At 70.5% G+C, this 21,861-nt stretch carries 18 protein-coding genes; 10 read left to right on the top strand and 8 right to left on the bottom strand.

The features are described 5' to 3' along the window. Positions 1-379: 379 nt before the first annotated feature. A complete protein-coding gene (locus tag IH54_RS0136430) occupies positions 380-715 on the top strand; it encodes a DUF6234 family protein (RefSeq protein WP_031525338.1) in 336 nt (111 codons plus the stop codon). Between the two features lie 550 nt (positions 716-1,265). Here the strand turns inward: IH54_RS0136430 and IH54_RS0136425 are convergent. From IH54_RS0136425 to IH54_RS0136415, 3 genes are all read right to left on the bottom strand, one after another. Continuing rightward, positions 1,266-2,432 (bottom strand): hypothetical protein, encoded by a 1,167-nt coding sequence (locus tag IH54_RS0136425; RefSeq protein ID WP_159012294.1) that lies wholly within the window; start codon positions 2,430-2,432, stop codon positions 1,266-1,268. Positions 2,433-2,613: 181 nt separating this feature from the next. Next, entirely contained in the window at positions 2,614-3,399 is a 786-nt protein-coding gene (locus tag IH54_RS0136420) for a hypothetical protein (protein WP_031525336.1), read from the bottom strand. After that, positions 3,396-3,893: a SigE family RNA polymerase sigma factor gene (locus IH54_RS0136415; RefSeq protein WP_031525335.1), complete on the bottom strand. Its 498-nt coding sequence runs from the start codon at positions 3,891-3,893 to the stop codon at positions 3,396-3,398. The genes IH54_RS0136420 and IH54_RS0136415 overlap by 4 nt, the downstream gene beginning before the upstream one ends. Before the next feature lie 243 nt (positions 3,894-4,136). Here IH54_RS0136415 and IH54_RS0136410 point away from each other — a divergent pair, with 243 nt between their 5' ends. After that, positions 4,137-4,358, top strand: coding sequence for a hypothetical protein (locus IH54_RS0136410; protein ID WP_052398260.1), 222 nt, complete (start codon positions 4,137-4,139; stop codon positions 4,356-4,358). 119 nt (positions 4,359-4,477) lie between these two features. On the opposite strand, the gene IH54_RS0136405 is transcribed toward IH54_RS0136410, so the two are convergent. Continuing rightward, complete coding sequence (locus IH54_RS0136405; RefSeq protein ID WP_078862793.1) at positions 4,478-5,233, bottom strand: FadR/GntR family transcriptional regulator; 756 nt, start codon at positions 5,231-5,233, stop codon at positions 4,478-4,480. A 202-nt stretch (positions 5,234-5,435) separates the two neighbouring features. On the opposite strand from IH54_RS0136405, the gene IH54_RS0136400 reads away from it, so the two are divergent. After that, positions 5,436-5,948 (top strand): gluconokinase, encoded by a 513-nt coding sequence (locus IH54_RS0136400; protein ID WP_031525332.1) that lies wholly within the window; start codon positions 5,436-5,438, stop codon positions 5,946-5,948. 89 nt (positions 5,949-6,037) lie between these two features. Further along, entirely contained in the window at positions 6,038-7,435 is a 1,398-nt protein-coding gene (locus IH54_RS0136395; protein WP_031525331.1) for a GntP family permease, read from the top strand. A 695-nt stretch (positions 7,436-8,130) separates the two neighbouring features. Here the strand turns inward: IH54_RS0136395 and IH54_RS0136385 are convergent. Continuing rightward, positions 8,131-8,673, bottom strand: coding sequence for an SMI1/KNR4 family protein (locus tag IH54_RS0136385; RefSeq protein WP_031525330.1), 543 nt, complete (start codon positions 8,671-8,673; stop codon positions 8,131-8,133). A gap of 1,250 nt (positions 8,674-9,923) precedes the next feature. Here IH54_RS0136385 and IH54_RS0136380 point away from each other — a divergent pair. After that, entirely contained in the window at positions 9,924-11,663 is a 1,740-nt protein-coding gene (locus tag IH54_RS0136380; protein ID WP_078862792.1) for a SpoIIE family protein phosphatase, read from the top strand. A 179-nt stretch (positions 11,664-11,842) separates the two neighbouring features. On the opposite strand, the gene IH54_RS0136375 is transcribed toward IH54_RS0136380, so the two are convergent. Continuing rightward, a complete protein-coding gene (locus tag IH54_RS0136375) occupies positions 11,843-12,274 on the bottom strand; it encodes a helicase associated domain-containing protein (RefSeq protein ID WP_031525328.1) in 432 nt (143 codons plus the stop codon). 485 nt (positions 12,275-12,759) lie between these two features. On the opposite strand from IH54_RS0136375, the gene IH54_RS42180 reads away from it, so the two are divergent. Then, positions 12,760-14,103: a WD40 repeat domain-containing protein gene (locus tag IH54_RS42180; protein ID WP_052398258.1), complete on the top strand. Its 1,344-nt coding sequence runs from the start codon at positions 12,760-12,762 to the stop codon at positions 14,101-14,103. Positions 14,104-14,250: 147 nt separating this feature from the next. Here the strand turns inward: IH54_RS42180 and IH54_RS0136365 are convergent, their stop codons facing one another. Next, positions 14,251-16,761 carry a DEAD/DEAH box helicase gene (locus IH54_RS0136365; protein ID WP_234344222.1) on the bottom strand — a complete coding sequence of 837 codons (2,511 nt, stop codon included), beginning with the start codon at positions 16,759-16,761 and terminating at the stop codon, positions 14,251-14,253. Positions 16,762-17,120: 359 nt separating this feature from the next. After that, positions 17,121-17,540, bottom strand: a complete 420-nt coding sequence (locus tag IH54_RS40755) for a hypothetical protein (protein WP_043183265.1) — start codon at positions 17,538-17,540, stop codon at positions 17,121-17,123. Positions 17,541-17,815: 275 nt separating this feature from the next. Here IH54_RS40755 and IH54_RS0136355 point away from each other — a divergent pair, with 275 nt between their 5' ends. From IH54_RS0136355 to IH54_RS0136340, 4 genes are all read left to right on the top strand, one after another. After that, complete coding sequence (locus tag IH54_RS0136355) at positions 17,816-18,661, top strand: hypothetical protein (RefSeq protein ID WP_031525325.1); 846 nt, start codon at positions 17,816-17,818, stop codon at positions 18,659-18,661. After that, positions 18,642-19,223: an RNA polymerase sigma factor gene (locus IH54_RS0136350; protein ID WP_031525324.1), complete on the top strand. Its 582-nt coding sequence runs from the start codon at positions 18,642-18,644 to the stop codon at positions 19,221-19,223. Before IH54_RS0136355 ends, IH54_RS0136350 begins: the two co-directional genes overlap by 20 nt. Before the next feature lie 792 nt (positions 19,224-20,015). Continuing rightward, positions 20,016-20,312, top strand: coding sequence for a hypothetical protein (locus tag IH54_RS0136345; protein ID WP_031525323.1), 297 nt, complete (start codon positions 20,016-20,018; stop codon positions 20,310-20,312). Positions 20,313-20,317: 5 nt separating this feature from the next. Then, complete coding sequence (locus IH54_RS0136340; RefSeq protein WP_159012292.1) at positions 20,318-21,052, top strand: hypothetical protein; 735 nt, start codon at positions 20,318-20,320, stop codon at positions 21,050-21,052. Positions 21,053-21,861: the final 809 nt, after the last annotated feature.

Below are 21,861 nucleotides of genomic sequence, written 5' to 3'. Positions count from 1 at the left end.
ACCCCTGAACGCCTTCCAGATCGCCTTCGAAGGCCGGCTCACCCCGGCCAACAACTGAACCCCAACAACCAAGATCAGCCGTTAACTGGACACACCCGACGTGACCCCGACACAAGTCCGGATGGCTCTGGGGCAGTTGTTGATGTCCTGGTTGTGTGCTGGGGGCGCGGACGGGGCTGCTGTCGTGAGATGACCAAGTGGCTGCTGTTTTTCGACCAGCGTCGGTTCGTCTGCCTACCATGGGAGTGGCTGTTCACACCCCGAGTTGGGTACGCATACTCATGCGCATCATCATCGGACTCGGCACCCTGCAGCCATGACGAGTCACCTTCCAGCACCGGATCGCCGGCGTCCCTGGTCGAACCAGACACCCCGGGGTATGGACCTTGCCCTCGCTATATCCATGTTTCTACTGGAGGCCGCGTGGCTCGTGCTGGATCCGATATTCGGCCTCGGCCTGGAGGTATGGGCGGCGCAAGGTGACCAAGCGCGGGTTGACGACGCCACCCGCGCGTATATGGATCGGGTGTGGGTGCTGCTGGTCGTCGTACTCGTCGTGGCACTTCTCGCGGGACTATTCCGTGCTCACTGGACGGTGATCGCACACCTGCTGGTGGCAATCCTGGCCGGAGTGGTATTGGCGGTCACACAGCACCAGTGGGATACCGACCACACCCCGTCACCCGGGTGCATCCGCTATAGCGCGAACTGTTGAGACTGTGAGGCCGGGGCCGATCCGTGCGCCCAAGGGTCGGGCCCGGCTTCCCTCACGGAGGGAAGCCGGGGCCCGGCCTGTGACTGGGCGGTCTGCCAGCGGCGTTGTACGCCCGTGTACCGCTACGGCGTCGGTTGTGTCATCTCGTGTCAATGCAGTAGCCGCGGCGGTGCACGGGGCGGGGTCCGGATCTCTCGGGGAGTCGGGGCCCGGCCTTTCGGCGCGTAGCTCTGGCAGTTCCGCCACCCTTGACCGGTGGAGGGTGTGGATGGTGCTGTTGTCGGGGCGGATCGTGTGTCACGTGTGGAGCGGTGTCACTACCGGTGCCAGGTTGTTGGTCTGTGTGGGCGGTGCCGTGTGTGACGGGGTTCTCGGTGCCGTACGGGCGTCGGTTGCGTGGCGGACGCTGCCGCCGCCCCGGACGGCTCCGGACGGCTCCGGTCTGCTCTGGACGGCTCTGGTCTGCTCTGGACGGCCCTGGTCTGCTCTGGACGGTTCTGGTCTGCGCAGCCTGTGGGGGTCTGGGTGGTGGTGGCACGGCGGGGGCGGGTCAGCCGGTGGTGAGGACGACGGGGCGGGCCGGTTCGGTGGCGGTTGCAGGACGCAGGCCGCCCGTTGCGAGGGTCGTGCCGCGGGCCAGTAGCGAGGTGAGGTGAACGTCGGCGGGCAGGTGCAGGTCCGTGGTGCCTGTGGCGGTGAGCAGGAGGCCGAACGAGCCGTCCGGGTCCGTGCCGAGGGTGGCGATTCCGGCGGGTGTGGCTGCCGCGGCGGTCAGGCGTCCGGTACCGCGCGGGAGGAGTACCTGGCGCCATACCCCGTCCGACAGGCGGAGCACCAGTCCCGCGGGAGTGGCGTCCGGCGTCTGTTTGGCCGAGCCGACCGCCCACACCGTGCCGTCACGGGCAGCGAGCTGGAGCAGTTCGCCCTGCACGCCTGCGTACCGGGGTGTCGGGGTGCGGGTCCAGGCGGTGCCGTCGAAGTGCATGAGCACGGGCTGGAGGTCGTCGTCGGTCTGGCCGACCGCCCACACGTCGTCCGGGGCCAGGGCCTCGACGTCGGTCAGCGCCCAGCTGGGGGCGACCTGGGGAAGGGACGTGTTCTGCCAGGCCGCTCCGTTCCAGTGCTCGACCAGCGGCTCGTGGTGGGAGAGCTGCTGCGACGGTCCGCCGTCCGGATCGGGGACGGTCCCGTCGTCGATCTGCGCCCATCCGACGGCCCAGGCGTCGTCGGTGGTGCGGGTGTCGACCTGGAGCAGCCCGCCGTAGAGGGTGTGCTCGGGTACCGGTGCGGCTGCGAGGGACCAGGTTCCGTCGTGGGCGTGCTGCGTCACGACCGCGCCGAGGGAGGAGTCGTAGTCGCCGACGAGCAGCGCGTCGCCGTCGCAGGACGCGTCGATCGCGTTCGCCCGTGACCCGGCGCCCGCCGGGTCGAGGGGGACCTCGCGCCAGCCGCCCGGCGCGGCGGGGTCGGTGGTGAAGAGGGTCTGCTCGAAGCGGGTGCCCTTCCCTTCCTGGACCACGCGTGTCGCGGCGGCCCATGTCGTGGCGGGGCCCGGTGCGGCCAGGCCGTCGACCCCCACGCCTTCTGCGGGGAGCACCGACTCCCGCCACCGGGGACTGGCGGCGTCGGCCGGCCCGGCAGGCGCCGCCACGGCCGCCACGGCCAGTGCCGCCACCACCCAGGCGCTGCTCCGGCGGGTTGTGCGTGTCCATCTCATGAGGACGACCTTCCGTTGTGCTGGATGTGGGGTGCTGGATGTGGGGGGCGGGATGTGAGGTGTGTGCGGGGCGGGCTACCGGGTGCGATGTGGGCACGTGCGGGCGTGCCGCGCCCGCCGTGCGCAGACGTGTTCAGCGGCGCGTCCGTGATCGGTTCGGGTGTGTAGGGGGGTGGGGTGTTCAGCTCCCGGGCAGCAGCTCCGGCCGGAGCAGCAGCGTGCGAAACTCCGCCCGGCTCAGCGGTGTGGTGTTGAGCAGGGGACCGAGGCCGCCGGTGCCCTGGAAGCCGGTGAGGTCCCGGGCGAGGAGTTCCCGGCCGTCGGGGAGCGTGAGTGAGGCGCTCAGGCCCGCGCCCCAGCGCGGGTCGGCGCCCGCCCGGTCGGCCGGGACGCTCCAGATGGTCAGGACGCGGCCGTCGGGGAGCTGCTCCCGGACGCAGTCGGGGCGGGGGGCCGGTGGTGCGTCCGCCGCGCACAGGTCGGTTTCGCCACCCCTGCCGCCGCTCTTTTGGGCGGCGTCCGCGCGGCTGTGCAGGCCGACAGAGAGGTAGCCGGCGCCTCCGTCCCGGCGTACGGCGTACTGTCCGTCCAGCGGCCCACGCCCCTGGGCCTTGCCGGGGTCCACCGCGCCGCTCCCGGGCGGCGCGCCCGCGTCGATCTGCTCGACCGATCCCACCCGCGGGGGAAGCAGCGTTGCCAGCGTCGCCGTACGGCCCCCGCCCCGGACGTGCGCGGGCGCGGCGGCGGGCGGTGCGCCCGAGTTCGTCGGGGCGGCCGCCAGGGACTCGATGACGACCGCCGCGGTGACGGCCAGCAGGGCGGTGCCGGTCACCGCCGCCCGGCGCCGCCTCCGTGTCCGCGCGGCCCCGGCGTACACCGCCTCGGTGCTCACGGTCGGCAGCCCCGCCTCGGGGAGGGCCCGCTCCAGCAACTCCCTTACCTCGTACTCCTGTTGCGCGTCACTCATACGAATGCCTCCGTCATCTCGGCTCGCAGCACGGCCAGCCCCCGAAGGGCGTGGCTCTTGACCGTGTTCTCCCGCATCGACAGCAGCTCGGCAGTCTCCGAGACGCTCAGGTCCTCCCAGTAGCGCAGGACGAGCACGGCGCGCTGCTTGGGCCCCAGCCGGGCCAGCGCCGCACGCACCACCAGTCCCGTGTCGGCGTCCTCGCCGGTGAGGGGCTGCACGCCCTCGGGCAGCTCGCCGTACGCGTGCTCGCGCCACCAGAAGCGGCGGCGGGAGGCGATGAAGGTGTTCACGAGGGTTCTGCGGGCGTACGCCTCGAGGTTGTCGATGTACTCCAGACGCCGCCCGCCGAGGACGACCTTGACCAGTGTCGACTGCACCAGGTCCTCGGCCTCGTCGCGGTTGCCGCACAGCAGCCATGCGCTGCGGAGCAACGCGGTGCGCCTGCCCTCGACGAAGGCGCGCACGGCGGCGTCCGCGTCGGCCTGCCTCATGCCCACCCCTGTCCCGGCCCACCCGTGTGGACCCTCTCGACCTTCCAGTGCGCCGGACCGGCCACAAGGTTGCGGCCTGCCGGAAATCGGTCGCGGCCCGCATCCGCAGCACGGGCGCCGCCGCGGACGGATCGGGGCGCTCGTCGGACTGCTCCAGGATGTGCTCGGTGACCTCGTCTCCACACAGGTGGGCTGCCGTCTCGGGTAACTGCGCGGCGAACACCTCGGCCTCCTCGACACGTTGTGACCGACCCGGCGCGCCGGGCGCTGCTCGGCGGCGGAGCCGAGGGGGCGTTCGCGGTGGGGCTGGCCGTGCTGGTCCTCCTGGCCTTCCTGTGGCCGGCGCACCGCAGGAGCGGGCAGTTCGGCGCGGCGCGGCCGGTGCTGCTGCGCCGAGGTTCCGCCCTGGCGGTGGCGGCCTGCGCGGTGGGGCTCGTGCTGTTCGGTGCCGCGGTGGTGTGGTGAGGCGCGCGGCCGGACGGTGAATCCCACGGCCGGACGGTGGGGCGCGCGGCCGGTGACGCGTCACGGTGTGCGCCGGACCACGGGCCGGACCCGGGCCGGCACGGGGGCCGGCACGGGGTTCAGGGGGCCAGGACGTCCAGCTCGTGCAGGGCCCCGACGCAGATCTCGCGCATCAGCGTCTCGGCGGCGCCCGCGTCCCTGGCGCGTACGGCTTCCGCGACCCGGACGTGCAAGGTGACGGCGGCCGGATCGGGGGCAGTGAACATCACATGGTGTTCGGTGCGCCCGGTCAGGACCTCCGCGACGACGTCGCCGAGGCGGGCGAACATCTCGTTGCCGGACGCGGTGAGCACCACGCGGTGGAAGGCGATGTCGTGGACCAGGTACGCGTCCAGGTCGGCGGCGCGGCCCGCGGCGGCCATCTCGGCGGCCAGCACGGTCAGTTCGCGGCACTGCCCGGGGGTGGCGGCGCCCGCGGCCAGGCCCGCGGCGACCGGTTCGACGGCGGTGCGCAGCGTGGTCAGCGAGCGCAGCTGGCGGGAGCGGTCGGGGCCGGCGAGGCGCCAGCGGATGACGGCGGGGTCGAAGACGTTCCACTCCGCGGCGCCGCGGACCGTCACGCCGACCCTGCGCCGGGTCTCGACCAGGTGCATCGCCTCCAGTACCCGCACTGCCTCGCGCACCACCGTGCGGGAGACGCCGTAGCGGGCTTCGAGCTCGTCGATGCGCAGCACGGTGCCCGGCGGGTGCTCGCCGGACGCGATGGCCGGGCCGAGTTCGTCCAGCACGCGCGAGTGCAGGCCGCTCCCCTCCTCCGACCGGCGGGGCGGGACCGGGCGCTCCTCGCGCTGCGGGCGCGGTTCCTGCTGTCGCATGACGACAGCGTAAGGGCTGGCACAGATGTATGACGTTTAGATCACGTTGACTTGAATAAGTAGTACCTAAGGTGTTCAGTGTTGGTCAATGCCGGTCGGTCGGTGTCCGGCAGTAGCCGATTCAAGGGGGACGGCACACCGCCGTACGGCCCGCGCCGGGCTGCTGCGCCGGCGCGCATCCGTACAAAGGAAGGCACGAGCTATGACGGCTGGACCCGCACCGCGGCCGGTGATCGTGGTCATGGGAGTCTCCGGCTCCGGCAAGTCGACGGTCGGCGGCCTGCTCGCCGAGCGGCTGGGGGTGGAGTACGCCGAGGCCGACGACTTCCACCCGGCGGCCAACATCGCCAAGATGGCGGCCGGGCACCCGCTGGACGACGCGGACCGTGCGCCGTGGCTCGACGCCATAGCCGCCTGGGTCGCCGACCGCGGCGACCGCGGCGGCGTCGTCAGCTGCTCGGCGTTGCGCCGCCGCTACCGCGAGCGGCTGCGCGCCGCCGCACCCGGGGTCTTCTTCCTGCACCTGGACGGCCCCCAGGAGCTGATCGCCGCCCGGCTGGCCGCGCGCATGCAGCACTTCATGCCGCCGGGCCTGCTCGACTCGCAGTTCGAGGCGCTGGAGCCGCTGGCGTCCGACGAGGCGGGCGCCGTCGTGCAGATCGACGGCGGCTCGCAGCAGGTCGCCGAGCGCGCGCTGGCCGCCGTGCCGCACTGACCGCGGCCCCGCGCCTGCGCGCCGCCGCGTCCGCGGGGCCCCTCCCGTCACCGCCCCCCTCGTCACCCCCGTCCCGTTTGGAGCACCCCGTGTCCGCACTCAGCGTCGAGCTGCTGGCCGCCGCCGCACCCCCGCCGATCGCCGACGCCGGCAACGCCCGCCTCGCCGTCGCGGCACTGGCCGGCATCGCCGCCATCGTCCTGCTCATCACGCGCTGGAAGGTGCACGCCTTCCTCGCCCTGACCATCGGCGCGGGCGTGCTCGGCACGGTCGCGGGCGCTCCGCTGGCCAAGACCGTCACGAGCTACTCCACCGGCCTGGGCTCGACGGTGGCGAGCGTCGGCACGCTGATCGCCCTGGGCGCGATACTCGGCAAGCTGCTGGCCGACTCCGGCGGCGCCGACCAGATCGTGGACACCATCCTGGCCAGGACGAGCGAGAAGCGGCTGCCGTGGGCGATGGCGCTGATCGCGGGCCTGGTCGGGCTGCCGCTCTTCTTCGAGATCGGCATCGTCATCCTGATCCCGGTGGTGCTGCTCGTCGCCCGGCGCAGCGGGCAGTCCCTGATCCGGCTGGGCATACCGGCGCTCGCCGGCCTGTCGGTGATGCACGGCCTGGTGCCGCCGCACCCCGGACCGCTGGCCGCGATCAGCACGATCCACGCGGACATGGGCATCACGCTCGCGCTCGGCGTGCTCGTCGCGCTGCCGACCCTGGCCATCGCGGGCCCGCTCTTCGGCCGGGTGGCCGCGGGGTGGGTGGACGTGGCGCCGCCGGAGCGCATGACGCCCTCGCGCGCCTCGGACGACCTGGAGCGGCGGCCCGGCTTCGCCGCGACGGTGTCCACGATGCTGCTGCCCGTGGTGCTGATGCTGGCCAAGGCGCTGGCCGACGTGGCGATCGACGACCAGGGCAGCCTGGCCTACCGGATCCTCGACGTCATCGGCACCCCGCTGATCGCGCTGCTGGCCGCGGTGATGGTCGCGATGTTCACGCTCGGCCGCGCCGCGGGCTTCAGCAAGGAGCGCATCTCCACCACCGTCGACCGGTCGCTCGGGCCGATCGCCGGCATCCTGCTGATCGTCGGCGCGGGCGGCGGCTTCAAGCAGACGCTGATCGACTGCGGCGTCGGCCAGATGATCCTGGACTGGTCCAAGGACTGGCACATCAGCGCGCTGCTGCTCGCCTGGCTGATCGCGGTGCTGATCCGGGTCGCGACCGGTTCCGCGACGGTGGCCATCATCTCGGCCGCGGGGCTGGCGGCGCCGCTGGCCGAGGGTATGTCCTCGACGCACACCGCGCTGCTGGTGCTGTCGGTCGGCGCCGGGTCGCTGTTCTTCTCGCACGTCAACGACGCCGGCTTCTGGCTGGTGAAGGAATACTTCGGGATGGACGTGCCGCAGACGCTCAAGACCTGGTCGGTGATGGAGACGGTGATCTCGGTCGTCGCGATGGCCTTCGTGATGCTGCTGTCACTGGTGGTGTGACCCTGCGGCCGCCGGCCCTGTGACGCGGCGGCCGGTGTCGGGGCGCCGCTGCGGTGTCACCGGGGCCTGCCTCGTGCCGCTCTCCGGCCCTTCTGCGGCAGGCTGGAGCAGGTCCGTCCGGCGACAGCAGGCCGCCCGGTCCGTCCGGGACACCGGTCCATTCCCTCGGCCATCCGGATGCTCGCCGGCGGCGCCGGGTACACGTACCTGTGTGAGCCGGATCCGGTGGTCGCAGGTCCTCGAGCAGGCCCGCGCCATCGTCGTGGAACACGACGGCGGAGTCACCCTCCGGCAGGTCCACCACCGGGCGGTTGATGGTCTGCACGAGAGTGCCGGTTGTTGCTCGTCATCGTGATGTCAGTGCAGTGTGGGGCCTGTGTCGGGGTCGGCGGGCACGATCGAAGCGCTGCAACCGATCGGGAGCGCTTCAATTGAAGCGCTCGATCACCAGGGCCCGCACGGGCGGACCCGCCTCATGCGCCCGCTGGAGAATGCCCAGCCCCACGGCCGCGTAGCTGAAGATCCCGCGCCCCTGCGCGCCGCCGACCGGTCGGTCGCGCACTGGAGTCACGTGCTGACACGTCTTGCAGTTCGCTGGTGGCTTTGTCCACGAGTACGGACAGCGAATGTTCACCACTTCGGGAGGCACCCGGATTCGAACAGCCTGTGACCTGCTACCGGCCAATACGAAGCGTTCAGTCCCACCAGTCGTCGCTGGTGTGCCAGCGTTGCACCCACTCCTTGAAGCCCCATGCTGGTTCGCTGGGCGCCGGGCTGGCGCCGACGTCGGCGATCATCCACACCTCGCCGCGGTGGGGGCCTGTGGTCAGCAGGAGCCAGAAGGACGGTCCGTCCTCGGCTCCGAGAACGATGGACCCCTTGTTGAATGCGGCGTTGATCAGCGGGTCCTCGGGGTCGACACCCTCCTCGTCCTCCCAGGGCCAGGCCGCTTCCAGAGGGAACGGTTCTCCCGGCTGTCGCGGGCCGAGATCGGGCCACGTGTCCGGCAGCCAGCCGAGCGGCTGGAGACCGCCGTCGCCGGCGGGGCCGAGGCTGGACCCGTTGGCGACCTCCGCGATGAACGTTCTGTACGGCTCCGGGAGGACCACCCGGTTCTCCTGCTCCCAGGCCGCGACGGCTTCATGTCCGAGCGCCGGTTCTCGCCACTCAGGCGGAAACGCGGAGCGCAGGAAGTCGAGGGTGGCTTCGGCGGGAAGCTGATCACGTGTGTCTGTCACGGCAGCATGCTGGCAGAAGGGGCTGACAGCCCATCGCGACTGCTCCACTTGCTGTGCTGCTCAGGCCATGAACATCGAACAGGGCTGAAAGCAGGTGCCTCCCGAAGTGGTGAACATTCGCTGTCCGTACTCGTGGACAAAGCCACGCTGGTGGCATCCGTGACGAATGCGCATGTCAGTTTCCTGAAGACCCTCACCTGCCGGGTGCGGGCCCGGGGTTGCCCGGGGGCCGGTTGCGGCACGTTCGGCGGCCTGGACACGGTGCCGTTCCGGGAGACGCTCTACCGGTGCGCCGGCGCACCGGCCTGCCGGGGTGGCCGCCGCCGGTGATCGTGCTCACCGGGGCCGGCCCCACCGCCCTGGACAACCGGATGCGCGTGGTCGGGCGTGCTGTCCTGCGGGTTCTGGGTCGGGCAGGGGCACGTCGGCTACCACTGCGGGGCGAGCGGCGACGGCGGGTGGCGGCTTCTGTCTCGGCTTCACCGGCAAGGTGCTGCTGGTGATGACGGCCCTGGACCGTCTCAGGGAGCACGGCCCGATGGGACCGGTGTGGTTCCGTGTCGCACGGCACCGCGGCGGCTCACCGCCGTGTCGCACGGCACTGCGGCGGTGAGTCCGAACCGTTGCTGATGGTGCTCGCCGACACCCACCACGGCAGTCGGGTGCCGCCAGCGCCGCAAGGCAGCGCCGGCGTGTCGCGGAGGCTGCTGAAGCCGGCGGGCAGCGCCGTGGAGCAGTCGAGCGGCAGCGGCTGGATGGGCAGTGGACTCGCTCTGCTTTGGCAGAGAGGGTTCGGAGTGGTTCGGGAAGCGGGAGAGGAAGGTGAAGGAGCTCGCCCGTCTGTGGGACGAAGCCGGGACCGGCCGGCGAACGGTGAACACCAGGCTTTGGGATCTCGCTTTGGTGGCAGTGGCGGGAGCCGGGTGTTGTCACCGCCGCGACGGTGGCGCTGGGCCGGGCAGCGGCCCGGGCCTCGTGCCGCGCAGCTCTGTCCGGCGCGTGCCCAGGTCAGTCAGCTTCTGATGCCGGCCGGTGTGGTGGCCGTGCGGTGCGGTCTGCGTCATCGTTCGCGTGATGTTCCGGTCCGCACCGGCTGACGTGATGTAGTGAATGGTCGGCAGGTTCGTCTCCTGTTCCGCTGGCTGCCGGTCTGGGCGATCACGCACGATGTGAGTCGTACTACCGTTCGTGGTGGAACGTGGAAGAGTCGTGCGCAGTTGGCGGAGGCGTTGCAGGAGGTGCGGTAGGTCGTGTCGCATTCCGGGGTCGGCAACGTGTCCGTGCCGGGTTCTGCGCGGTCGGCGGAGGTGCTCGGCGTGCTCGGCGTGCTCGACGCAGGGGTGTGCCTGGTGGACGAACGTGGGACGATCACGCAGGTCAACGCGTGTGCGGAGCGCCTGCTGGGGAGAGGCGCCGCGGATCTCGTCGGGTGGGACGCCCATGAGCTGCTGCATCGCGACCGGCACGGCCGGCCGCTGGCCAGGGCCCGGTGCCAGATGGTCGAGGCGGTGCTGGCCCGGCGGGCGCAGGCCGGCAGCAGCTGGTGCGAGCGGGGCGACAGGTCGCTGGTCGAGCTTTCCTGGTTCGTCGCACCGTGCGGCGGCGTGGGCGGCCCCGCCGGAACGGTCCTCGTCTTCACCGCTGCGGACCAGGGACCGGACCGTACCCACCCGCCGCATGCGCCCGAGTCGCTGCTGGTGGAGCTGGAGCGGTTGGCGCTGCTGGCCGAGACCACCACGCAGCTGACGTCGACCCTCGACAGCGACGAGGCGCTGCGCCGTCTGGTGCGTCTGGTGGTGCCCAAGATCGCGGACTGGGCGGTGATCGACCTGATCACCGAGGCCGACGAGGTGGAGCGGGTCACCGTCGTGCACTGCGAGGACGGCGCGTTCGTGGCACATGAGGATCTGCAGGGGCCGATGCCGCCGATCCCGGAGGAGTCGCCCATGCCGCTGTCGCGGGCGCTGCGGGGCGCGGCCTCCACGCTCGCGACACCGCACACCTACCAGGGGCCGCCGGATTCCGGTATCGCCATCGAGCAGAAGCGGCTGTTCGAGGCGACCGGCATGGTGTCGGCGGCGATCGCGCCGATACGGGGTCTGCGGGACGTGCTCGGTGCGCTGACGCTGGGCCGGTCGGCGGACCGTGAGCCGCTGACCGGGGCGGACCTGTCGCTGCTGGAGGACATCACCCGCCGTACCGGGCTGGCCCTTGACAACGCCAGGCTCTACCAGAGGCAGCGCAAGGTCGCCGAAACCATGCAGCGCCACCTGCTGCCGCAGCTGCCTTCGGTGCCGGGCCTGCAGATGGCCGCGCGCTACGTGCCCGCGCCGGACGACTCACAGGTCGGCGGCGACTGGTACGACGCGTTCACCGTGGCCGACGGAGCGACCGCGCTGGTCATCGGTGACGTGGTCGGACACGACCTGGACGCCGCCGCAGGAATGGCGCAGGTGCGCAGCATGTTCCGCGCGTACGCCTGGACGCACCACGAGCCGCCCAGCGCGATCGTGCACCGGCTGGACGGCTCGATGGCCCACCTGACAGGTGTACCGATGGCGACGCTGGTTTTCGGCAGCCTGGCACAGACAGCCGACAGCGCGTGGCAGCTCACCTGGACGAACGCCGGCCATCCACCGCCACTGCTGGTCACCCACGACGGGCAGGCCCGCTACCTCACCGAAGGGCACGGCCTGCTCTTGAGCACCGGCCTGGAATGGACACGCACCGACGCGAGCTTGCTGCTGCCGCCCCGCTCGACCCTGGTCCTCTACACCGACGGCCTGGTCGAGAGCCGGGACCGGCCCATCGACAGCGGTCTGGAGCAGCTCCGCAAGCACGCCGCGTCCCTGGCCCACCGCCCGCTGGCCGCGTTCACCGACCTGCTGCTGGAACGCGCCCGCCCCACCACCGGGAGCAACGAGGACGACATCGCCGTCCTCACCGTGCGCACGCCGGAAATCCAAAGCGCCGCCGGAGGGGACCTCTGAGGCGTCCAGCCCCGTCTGCCGGACGCCCTGCAGCCACACACCGGGGCGCCCGGCAGGGCCCGATGTACGGGGCCTGTGACCGCCTGGCGGCAGCAGCCCAGGCCCAGTTGGTCAGCCGACGTCAGGGGGCAGTCACAGCGGCGCACGAGGGCCGGTCCCGGCCCTTCGGCCGTGCAGCTTTACCAGCGCATGCCGAGGTCGGTCAGCTCCGCGCGGCGCTCATCGCTGAGCTTGTCGGCCCGGCGGCGGGCGTTGCCGAGGAACAGCCCGATCCTGTGTTCGACGCCGTCCACGATTTCCACGGCCTTCCTGGGCGGCTGGAGGTGGCCTTCACGGGCGTGGAACTGCCGGACGGCTGCCATGTTCGCGTTCCATTCGTCGGCCTGTGTACGGGGCGCCGGGGGCCGTTCGTCGGGGCCGGCGGGGGTGAGGTGGAGCATGTGCTCGAGCATCCACTGCTGCACGGGCAGCACCTGCTCCCAGTCCAGGCGCTGCGCCAGAACCCACGCCTCCAGATCCTCGCCCTGCACCGTGGCCTCGCCCGGCCCCGGCAGTGGGGCTCCGGCCTCGATCAGGCCCCGGCACAGCTTGTAGCAGCGCTGCCAGGCCACCGGCCAGGCACAGAGTGGTTCACATGCGGTTCTGGACCCGGACCGCGGCCCAGGTGACAACAAGGCCGCCGGCGGCGGTCGCGGCGCCGCGTACTAGGTAGAGGCCGGCTTCGCTGCCCAGGTTCCGGATCCGGCCCCGGCCCCGGCCCCCACCATCCGAGGGCCGGCGTTTCGCTTCGAGAGACGGTTTCGAGCACGCGCTGTCACCGGCGCGGTCGTCGTGGGGCATGAAACTGTTCCTCCGTGTGGGTTGTCTGCCTTGTGATTGGTGAGTCGTTGCCGTAGGCCGTGCGCTCACGGAGAGTCCAGCGCATGGGACGGCTCGTTCTTCCACTGAGTGGAGGGTTCGTCAGACCGCCGTAGGGGCCACGTCCTACACCGTTTTCCGCCAGTGTGTGACGTCCTTCACTGTTTTCCAGTCGGATGCACACCCAGGCACCTAACCTGCTGTTTCGGGGCGCCGGGGACTGGCGGTGGGGGGCGGAATGAGCGTTTTACGGACCGGAGGCGGCCGCTATCAGGAAGAGCTTGAGGCAGCGGCTGCAGAACTGCGCAGCCTCCAGGCGACGCACGGTGGCCTGACGCTGAAGCAGATCGTGAGCAGGGCCGGCCGCGGCAATCTTGGCGAATCGATGGTCAGCGCGGTGCTGAGGGGACGGACGCTTCCCCGCTGCGATTACTACTTGACCTTGGTGCGAGTGCTGCTCACCTACGACACCGGGAAGCTCGCCTCCTGGCAGCACGAGGACATAGCGGTCTGGAAAACGCGCTGGCAGCGGCTGCAGCGCCTGAAACAAGACGAAAAAATCGGGAAGAGCGTCAGGGCGCAGTCAGCGGCGGAGCAGCTGCAGACTGCCGGCGGTCTGGCTGAGCGCGTTCTGCTCAGTGTTGTGCGCGCAGGTGAGTACATACAGCTGCTTCCGATGGCCGCGGACACGGGCGGCGTATGGGCTGTGGCGTTTTCACCGGAGGGTTCGCTCATCGCCACCGGCCATGGCCCCAAGACCGCACAGCTCTGGGACACCGTCGCCCGGCAAAGGTCGGGGCTTCCGTTGTTCGGGCACACTGACCGGGTCGTCACCGTGGCCTTCTCTCCGGACCAGGTTCTGCTCGCCACTGGAAGCGACGATGGGACGGTTCGCCTGTGGGACGTTGCCAGCAGAACGCTCGTGGCTGAGCCGCTCGACGGCCATAGCGGCGGGGCTTCCACCGTGCTCTTTTCCGCCGATGGACGTCTCCTGGTGACCGTAGGCAGGACCATCCGTCTGTGGGACGTCACGGATGCGGCGAAACCCTTGAAGATCGGCAAGCCTTTTTCTGGCAGCCTGACCGCTCCGCCGGCACTGTCCTCGGCGGGCCTGCTGGCCACAGGCCACTCGGGGGGCGTTGCGCACATCTGGGATCTCGCTCAGCAGACGAAGCTCGGTGGTCCGCTGCGGGGACATGCGGGTGATGTCACCGCACTCTGTTTCTCGCTTGACGGAGAACTCCTGGCCACCGCGGGGCAGGACATCCAGCTGTGGAACGTTGCCCGCGCCGAAATGATCCATGAGCCCCTGCAGTGCGCGGGCGAGCAGGTTCTCCGCGTGGCCTTCTCGCCCGATGGCCGTGTACTTGCTGCTGTCACCGGTTATCACGATCAGGAGGAGGCGACAGACCATGTCGTCCGGCTCTGGGATACCGGTACCTGGAAAGAGCTCGGTGACCCGTTAGCAGGTCATTCAGGCACCGTAGATGCTGCCGCCTTCTCACCAGACAGCCGGCTGTACGCAACCGGTGGACACGACGGGCTGCTGCGGCTTCGAATACTTCCCGCGCCGAGGCCCTGACTGCACGGCGGTACGCCCGTGTGCCGCTCTGGCGTCAGCAGTCGGGCCCCCGTGGTGCCACCTCGTGTCAGCGGGCAGCCACGGCCGCGCACAAAGGCCGGGCCCGGACTCCTCGGGGGAGTCCCGGCCCGGCCCTTGTGCGGGGCTCTACCAGCGCATGCCGAGCGCGTTGAGTTCGTCCCGCCGCTCGGGGCTGAGTTTGTCGGCGCGTCGGCGGGTGTTGTCGAGGAACATGCCGAGCTTGTACAGCGCGCCGTCGACCTCTTCGACGTGTTTCCTGGGCACCTGGAGGTGGCCTTCGCGGGCGTGGTACTGCCTGGCGGCCTCCAGGTTCGCTGCCCATTTGTCGGCCTGTGTGCGGGGCGCTGGCTGCCGTTCGTCGGGCTCTGCGGGGGTGAGGTGGAGCATGTGCTCGAGCATCCACTGCTGTGCGGGTAGCAGTTGGTCCCAGCCGAGGCGCTGTGCTTGGATCCACGCGCCTAGGTCCTCGCCCTGGAGCGTGGTCTGGCCGGGCTGGGTCGGTACGGGTGCGCCGACCGTGATGAGGGTGCGGCACAGGCGGTAGCAGCGCTGCCAGGCGACGTCCCAGGCCGGGCACCAGGATGGGTCGATCGCTTCCAGGGCGTCGCGGCGTTCCTCGGTGAGCGCCCCGGCGGTGGAGCCCACGGGCAGGTCGGCCTCGCGCCGCGCCTCGATCTGCGCTGCCCGCCTGGCCGCGGTGCGCTGGTTCTTCATCCAGACACCGATGGGGTGCGCGTTCCAGGTGGCGCTGGTGGGTGGGAGGAGGTGGCCGTGTTCGGCCGCCCACCCCTGCGCTGCTGACAGGCCCTCCTGCCAGGCGACGTCCCAGTGCGACCAGATCATCCCCAAGTTTTCGAGTTCTTCGGCGCGCGCGGGCATTATTGCACCCGCATTATAAAACCGGCGCTGGTCCGCGATCCACGTTCCGAGAGGAAATCCGGCAGGACTCCAGTCCTTCGGTGTGATGAATGCGTAGGGGACTTTCAGGTCGCTGTTCTCTTTCAGGTAGCGGGTCGCGGCCTGGATTCCCTGACGCCAGTAGGTGTTCTCCGGGCGGAGGATCCGGAGTTTCATGAACTGCGCCAGGACGGCGGGGTCGCGCGGTGTCGAGAACGACAGCAGGCTCTGCGCGGGGGCCGACGGGCCGCGCTCCTCGCTCCGGCCCGCGGCGGTCGTCTCGGCCGCGGACGGCTTCCGCGTCCGGCTTGCGGCTTGCTGCTCGGCCAGGGTCTCGATGGTGTCCGAGTCGTGCGAGCGGAGCGCAGCCAGAATCCGGGCCAACGACTCGTACCCCCTGGACGTGAGCATGGCGTCCGGGTCCTCACCGGGCGAAAGGAAGACGGGCACCACCAGCGAGGCGACCTTGCCCTCGCCCGGCTTCATCCGCAGCGCCCGGCCGACGATCTGGAGGATGTCCACGGCGGATCCGCGGACGTCCCCGAAGAACACGCTGTCGCATCCAGGGGTGTCGACGCCTTCCCCGAGCACGCGAACCGAGGACAGCACCCGCAGGCGCATCGGGACCAGGCGGCCGTCATGCCGCTGCCCGACAGGGTCGGCGAAGCTGGCCAGCGTGGCATTGCGGTGTTTGGGTGGGTGCTCGCCACACAGCCAGTCCGCCCAGACCCGGTCCGGTTCCGGGTACGTCTGCGGGTCGCCCTCCCACAGCCTGCGGGCGACGGCCGGCACCCCGGCCGCCATCGCTTCGGCTTCGCTGGTCCGGTAGTGGAAGGTCAGCATCCTGCGCAGGCCCCGCTGAGCGGCGGTCTTCACCGCGGCGGTCTGCAGGGCTGCGAGCCGTGAGCCGCGCACGCTGTCCGACCGGCTGGCAGCTCCGAGCAGTTGCACGGCCTGGAGTTCGGGGTCGGTGACGTCCACGCACACGACCTGGTACGCCGCGACCAGTCCCAGATCCCGGGCCTGCGAGAGCGTCAGCTTGTAGGCGACCTCGCCGAACAGGCCGTTCGGGTCGTCTTCCATGCTGGCCACCAGCACTGGAGCGGATCGCGGCCCTTCCTCGGCTTCCGGCGCCTCCCATACGCGCGGGGTGGCGGTCATGTAGAGCCGGCGGTCGGCCGGGATCTTCAGGTTGTCGTGGATCGCCGCCCAGGGTTTCGAGCCCCTGCCGCTGGTCCGGTGCGCCTCGTCCACGACCACCAGGGACCACGGTGCGAGGCCGGCCTCATGGGCCTGCTGGAGCGTACCCAGACCTACGCTTGCGTACGTGGCGAACACCGTCACCTTCTCCATGCCGCGGGTCCACTCCACCAGCTCGTCCACGTTCGTCGTGCACGCGAACGGTGCCTCGTCGGCCCGCAGCGAGCAGATCCCGTAGAACGCGCCCGCGCGGCCGCCGGCCCGCCACGCCGCCGCCATCTGCGCGAGCAGGTCCAGGGTGGGCACCAGCACCAGGACGCGGCCAGCACGGAGCTTGCGTGCGGTCAGCACGGCCATGAAGGTCTTGCCGGACCCGGTCGCGGCGATGACCTGGGTGCGCAGTCCCTGCGCGGGCATCTGCCGGCCCGGCAGGAACTCGAGCTTGCGCACCGCTGCGTCCGAGGCCTCAACCTGATGCGGCAACGGCGTCATCACCGCGACTTCATCCGCCGCGTCAGCGCTCACTGCGACCGCCACCATCACCGCTCCTTCCTCACGCCAAGCCGCTACGCCTTGCCCAGCCGGTCCAAAGTAGTCGGCGTTTGCCCTGCACGGTCGCCAGAGCGACACAGGCCTACACCTCGCCAACTTGGCGCTGACCGCCGAACGGGCCAGGCGGACACCCCGCCCGGCCCGGCCCTCTTCCCCGCTCACCTGCTGCCCGGAGACTCCCGTGACGTCACCCTGGAAGGGCCGCGGTCATACGGCAGGAAGGGTCGCGCTGCTGAAGGGTGCGTACTCGCGCTGTGGGTGGCAGCTGTGCGGCCGGGCGACGTGGAGAGGCGGTGGAGCAGGAAGCGCGTCTGCCGGCCGCCCGGTTGCGGAGGTCGGGCGGCTGTTCAGCGGATGGGTTCGGCGAGGTAGGAGCCGTCGAACAGCGGGGTGTCGGTGAGTACGAAGCGGGTTGTCTCGCCGTCGATCAGGTGGACGACGGTGGTGCCGGCGGGGAGCGGGCTGACGATCCGCTCGGGTCCGCCGCTGCTGCTCTTGGTCGTGAGCAGGGTGTAGGTGCGGTGCACGGGTCGGTCCGGCGCCGTACCGGCTGCGGGCGTCGGCGGCTGCGGGTTCCCGTCCGGCTGCCGCTCGCTGGCCGGGCGGCGCTTGGGCTCCTGCGTCTCGGTGCCCCAGCGGATGTGCACCCGCCGGGCCGTCCAGGCGCAGACGCCCAGCAGCACGGCGACGATCACGCCGGCGATGACGTGCGGGACGGACTCGCTGAAGACGTTGAGGAAGGTCAACTGGACGGCGGCGGCGGTCACGTGGTGCTCCGTAAGGTTGGTCCGGGGGGATGAGCGCTGAGCGCTCGTACGTCCCCGGGGGCGCCGGACCCCACGGAATTCGTCCGCCGGGAACCTCTGTAAAAGATCTTGGAATTTTTCCGTGGGGTACCCGCGGCCCGGCCACTTAGAAGGGTCGACTGTGGTTTCGGTCGGATGAGTCCGCGAGCGGTTGGCGGGCTGATCCGGGCGAAAGCACAGCCGGCCCGCCAGCATCTTTCGGGGCCGGTACGACGACTCAGGCGGAAGGGGACACGATGCAGGGCGAGGACGCGGGCGAGGGCTGCGCGCCCGCCCGCGCCTGGGACCTACAACCTTCCGATGCGAGCGTTCGAAAAGACCTCGGTGCTCCGGTGGCGGAGAACCTGGACGGGCTGGACGCCGGTGATCGCGAGCAGGCGCAGCGCGCGCGGGAGAGCATCGACCGGAGGATGGCCGATCAGGAGCTGGTGCGGATGCTGGCCGAGGACGGGTTCGAGGGTCGCCGGTACGAGGCGTTCGTCGAGGACCTCGTGCGGTACGCGCTGTCGGTGCTGCGGGGGTGGATGTACTCCGGGTACGTCTTCAAGCTGGTCGCCCAGCGGGGATACGGGCTCCATCCCACCGCCGCGGAGCTGGACGAGCTGCGGGTGGACAGCGAGATCCGGCAGGACTTGGCGGACATGACCGTGGCCTGTGCACTGCTCCGGTTCCGCCAGCGGGCGCTCTTGGAGGGCGGCTGGACCTTCGAGGGCGGCGCCAGCATCACCACGTACTTCATGGGCGCTTGCGCCTACGACTTCCCGAACGAGTTCCGCAAGCACCGCACCAGCCGGGCCCGGGAGCACCGGGCGGTCAGCACCGAGATGAGAACGCGTGACGACTCGGTGCTCCCCAGCGTGGAGAGCACCGTGCTGGGCAATGCGCGGGTGCAAGAGCACCTTGCCCTTCCCCGTGACGCCAAGACACAGGCGGTCGTCGCACTGACGCTGATCGGCTACAGCCAGTTCGAGATCAGCGAGGTGCTCGGCGGGATCGGCATCCGGGCGATCGAGGGGATCATGTACCGCTGGCGCCAGAAGGCTAAGGCCAAGGAGAAGAACGATGGCCAGGCACACGACTGACGCGGCACTCACCGCCCTCTTGGAGTACATGGTGCGGCCCCCGGCTGCCGGCGCGGCGGCCGAAGGGAGAGACGACGTTCCAGGAGGGCGGCGCGACAGGGACTTCGCCGAGATCATGGACCGGTCGTCGCTCGGTACTTCCGGAGCACGAGACCTCATGGAGCGTACCGACCGTCGACACGCCGGACTTGTCCGCGACCTGGTTGCCGTTCGCGCGCTCCGCAACGAGATCGTTCACGGTGCCCGTTCAGCGGCCGAGATCGGTCCGGTGCTGACCGAGATCCTCCTCTCCCGCCTGTCAGACCGTCGGCGGCAGGTGCTCGAACTAGAGCTGCTTCACGGACTCAGCACGGCTGACATCAGCCAGGTACTGGGCATCTCGACGGCATCGGTGAGAGAGGACGCGAGGAGGGCAAAACGCCAGCTGGCGGACCTGTTGCACCCCGACCTCGTCAAGGCGGCTGCCCGAGGCATGAAAGCAGGCGGCCACGAGGCTGCGGCGACGCTTTTCGTGATGGCAACCGAGCGCGCACTCCTGGATGAACTCGGCCGCGGTGAATAGGCACCCGTGACAGCACGTGGGGCCCAGCGGTAGGTCATGGCCGGTCTGGAGGCCGAGGGCACGGGGCGTGGCTGGGTGGGGATCGCGCGACGACCTGCTCTCCCACCCGCATTCGCGTACGGGGAGGCGAGGTTCGAACGAGCAGGCCGCGTCGATATGGCGAAGCCGATGCGCGCCCCGGCGCGACAACGAGGGGGTATCCCCGAATATCTGCCGCGGAGCTGCATCGGCTTCGTGAGCGGGTGCGCCAACACCCCCTCTGTTCTCATTTGTTCCCCTGGCGCGCAGGTCGGACCCAGTAGCAATCAGGGCGCAGACTGCCCCCGTCCACCACCGGGCGGGGGAGGCGTCTTGCTGAGGTCGAGTGTGCCGATGTGGGGTTGATGCTGTCCGGCGGCAATGGGCACGCTGGTGAATCAATGCAGGCCGTTGACTGGGCGTTGAGCGGGGTTGGCCGGGACCGCATGCAGGAAGTAGCCGAGCCGTACGGTAGAGGGCATCGCAGCGTCCTGACTAGTGCAAGTGTCAGGCTGTAACTACCTGTCAGTGCCATCTGTGTATCGGGGATGAGACACCAGATTTGCGGCTTCATGTTTTGGCGCGGTGGTGAATCAATGGTCTTGCGGGCGCTGGTTGTGGTCTAAGCGGCTGACACCATGGACGGCAGCAGACCCACTCGCGCGTTGGAGCGCCAACTCCCGCGTGCGCACGGGTGGGTTCGGACCCAGTTTCAGCATCGCCGTCCGGCGGTCGCGAGATCGCCGGACGGCCCAGATCAGGGATGTGATCCCCATGGGCGTGACGCCCTTGTCCGCAGTCCTGCCGGCGGTCCCCGAGCCGGAGCCGACCGGCGGCACCACCCCTTTCCCTCTCGTCCGGTTCGGCATGGCGCATGCGGTCGTCCTCGTCGCGTGCGTCGTCACCGCGGCCGTGCTGGCCGAGACGGGCATGCCGGTGAAGGAGGTCCTGGTCCTCCTGGGCGGCTCGATCAGCGTCGGCGTGGGCGCGCTGGTGGCGGTCGTGACTCTCGGCCGCGCCGGCGGCCGGATCGACCGCTTCAAGGACGCCTACCGCAACTCGGCGAGGTGACCGCGGTGGACGGCCTCGAGGCCGGGCGTCCGGAGCTGCCGGTGGACCGTACCGTCCCGGCGTGCGCGGCCCTTGCCGACTTTCTGCGCGCCCGCCGGAAGGCCGCGGGGATGACCTATCGGCGGATGGCCGAGCTCGCCGGCGGCAAGCCGTCGGCGGCCACGTTCGAGCGCGCTGCCTCCGGCAGCACGGTCCCCGCCTACTTCACTGTCCAGGAGAGCGTCTATCTGACTGTCACCGGGGAGGAGATGTTCGTCGGGTTGTCCGCCCCCTTGGGTCGCGGCAGGGAGCTGTGGTTGCGCGCCCGCCGGGCCACCCGCGCCCCGTACTACGTCCACACCGTGCCCGATCCCCGGCTCGTCTCCTCCGCTGCCGATTTCAGCCGGGCCCTGCGGGACCAGCACATCTGGGGAGGCGTGCCCACCGCGGGCGAGATGGAGCGGGCCGCCGGCCCTGGCGGGCTCCCCCGCACCACCGCGCACCGCATCATCAAGGGCACCATGCTCCCCGTCGACCCCCACCAGGCCACCGCCTTCCTCCGCGCCTGCGACGCCGACCCCCTCACCCTCCCGGCCTGGATGGACGCCGGCCACCGCGTCACCGGCGCCCCCTCCTGGCACGCAGCCGCCGAGGAGATGATGATGCGCTTCCTCGCCGAGAAGAGCATTACGCTGACAGACGCGGAAATGCTGCGTCTCAATAACACCCCCCCTCTCCACTCCTTGGTGCGTGCGGCATAATTGAAATGCAAGCGACGCCCCAAAACGCGAAATATGTTTCGGGGCCAAATGCCTTTTGTGCGGATTCGTCTGAGGTCTCGCCAACCGTGTTATGGGCGACGTGTAGCATTCGGTTGGGCCTCGATGTGGGGTGACGGGCCGTCAGTCGAGGGTGTGGGCGGTGCGCGGCGGGGGTGGCCGGCCCCGGGTGGGGGTGCTGGCCGGGTGGGTCTTGGTGGTGTCCGGCGAGGCCTGTGATCGGGCCTGCGTGGTCTTGTACGCGCAGGCCAGGGCCGTATGGTTCCCTGGTGCCGGTCGTGCTCGGTGGGGGCCGGAGGCAGGCGTACAGCGCCCCGCTCCGGGACCGCGCGGGGGTGGGTGAGCCCGTGTTGCCCCCGTACCGGGGGTGGGGCGCGGTTCCAGAACCAAGCGGGCATCCAGATTTGACGCACGAGAGTGGCGCCGTTCTGCCAATACCACATCGTGCATCACCTTGCGTAGAGGTATGCCGTCACTACGGCACGCCGTCATGCCGTAGTGACGGCAAGATCACCACCGGCCGAACCCCTCCCCGCAGCCAGCCGCTTGTGCCCCCGAAGCGGAGCGGAGGGGGGTGGAGGGCTGAGTCCAGAACCCAGCTTTACCAGCGAATTGACGCACCGGATGGAGCGCAGCGGAGTCCGGTTGCCGTGCCTCGCGCAGCGAGGCCGGCCGCCCGACGCAGCCGGGCCTGCGGGTGCCGCAGGCACCCGCAGCGGCCGGAGGCCGCGCGGTCCGCGGAGCGGACCGCAGTCACGCTGAGCGAAGCGAGGCGTGTCGCTTGCACATCG

This window comes from Streptomyces sp. NRRL F-5123, from assembly GCF_000721495.1.
Taxonomy (GTDB): domain Bacteria; phylum Actinomycetota; class Actinomycetes; order Streptomycetales; family Streptomycetaceae; genus Actinacidiphila.
Note: the sequence above shows the minus strand (reverse complement) of the source record. Positions and strands in the feature narration are given on the sequence as shown.